At 60.1% G+C, this 1,009-nt stretch carries 3 protein-coding genes; 1 reads left to right on the plus strand and 2 read right to left on the minus strand.

Going from position 1 to position 1,009, the window contains the following annotated elements:
* Both Q8M88_RS13200 and Q8M88_RS13205 read right to left on the minus strand, forming a co-directional pair.
* Window positions 1-496: DNA cytosine methyltransferase (locus tag Q8M88_RS13200; protein ID WP_305597620.1), on the minus strand; the 496-nt coding region annotated here is incomplete at its 3' end.
* Window positions 489-701: a hypothetical protein gene (locus Q8M88_RS13205; RefSeq protein WP_305283279.1), complete on the minus strand. Its 213-nt coding sequence runs from the start codon at window positions 699-701 to the stop codon at window positions 489-491. The genes Q8M88_RS13200 and Q8M88_RS13205, both read right to left, overlap by 8 nt.
* Window positions 702-810: 109 nt before the next feature.
* Between Q8M88_RS13205 and Q8M88_RS13210 the strand changes: the two genes are divergently transcribed.
* Window positions 811-1,009: hypothetical protein (locus Q8M88_RS13210; RefSeq protein WP_305597621.1), on the plus strand; the 199-nt coding region annotated here is incomplete at its 3' end.

The raw sequence follows: 1,009 nt of genomic DNA on the forward strand, positions 1-1,009 counted from the left end.
CGACGAAGAGGCGGGGACGGGACTGCGGCACGAAAAGATCGGCATTGATCACTAGTGCGCCGGCCCGATAGCCGGCGTCCTTGAAGGTCTGGCAGATAGCCTCAAAGTCTTTTCCGCCATGCGACGTAAGGGTTCCGCAGACGTTCTCCACGGCGACAATCGTGGGCGCGCGGCCTGCCTCGACCAGCCCGGAAATGACACTCCAGAATGGGTAGAAACTGCCCGATCGCTCTCCGCCAAGTCCGGCGCCTACGCCAGCAAGAGATAGATCCTGGCACGGGAATGATCCCCAGGCGAGATCCGCTTGGCCATGCAGCATGTCGGCCGTCACAGCACGGACGTCACCTACGTGCAACTCGCCGCCGGTCCCCCAGTTTGCTTGATAGGCGAGGCCCTTTTTAGGATCGAAGTCATTGGCAAATAGGCATTGCCATCCCTCGCCCAGGCCCGCGCGTGCCATCCCGCCACCGGCAAAGAACTCATAGAACCTAGCCATGCTGACGATCTCCAGGCCGGTTATCGCGAACCGCACCGTCGCGCGCCAACTTCTCTTCGACTGCTTCGGTTAGCCAAGTGTTGCGCGACACATGGCCCGGCCGAGCGGCGCGAGCCAAGTCGATGGCCTCGAATGTGAGGGCGGAGAGACGCAAGTTGATGCGATCTAGATCGCGCACGTTCGTTGGGTTCGAGGAATCGTTCATGGCGCCACTCTGGCGCCGGACTGGCGCCGAGTCCATGTTCTTAATGTGTTCTACATAACGCAAGCGTTGATTGCGATGGAGTATCATCTCCCGTGCGCTGAGTCGGGAGGTGGATCTGACTATCAAGGTTTTCGAGATCGAGGTGCAGCGCGTCATTGACGAGGACGCGCTAGAGTTAATTTCCGAGGTCGAAGCGGATGCGGCCAGCGACGAAGGCTACCTCAGGGGAAACAGCCGATACGACGATCACCGCGGATGGACGTGGAATGATGTGCGCGCTGTATTGCGAGTGGAAACTCCGCTCGTCG

This window comes from Phenylobacterium sp., assembly GCF_030693805.1.
Classification (GTDB): Bacteria; Pseudomonadota; Alphaproteobacteria; order Caulobacterales; family Caulobacteraceae; genus Phenylobacterium.

What these genes read in the sequence shown, in the direction of transcription:
- Q8M88_RS13205 (WP_305283279.1), bottom strand. Translation starts at nt 701, where the DNA reads ATGAACGATTCCTCGAACCCAACGAACGTGCGCGATCTAGATCGCATC.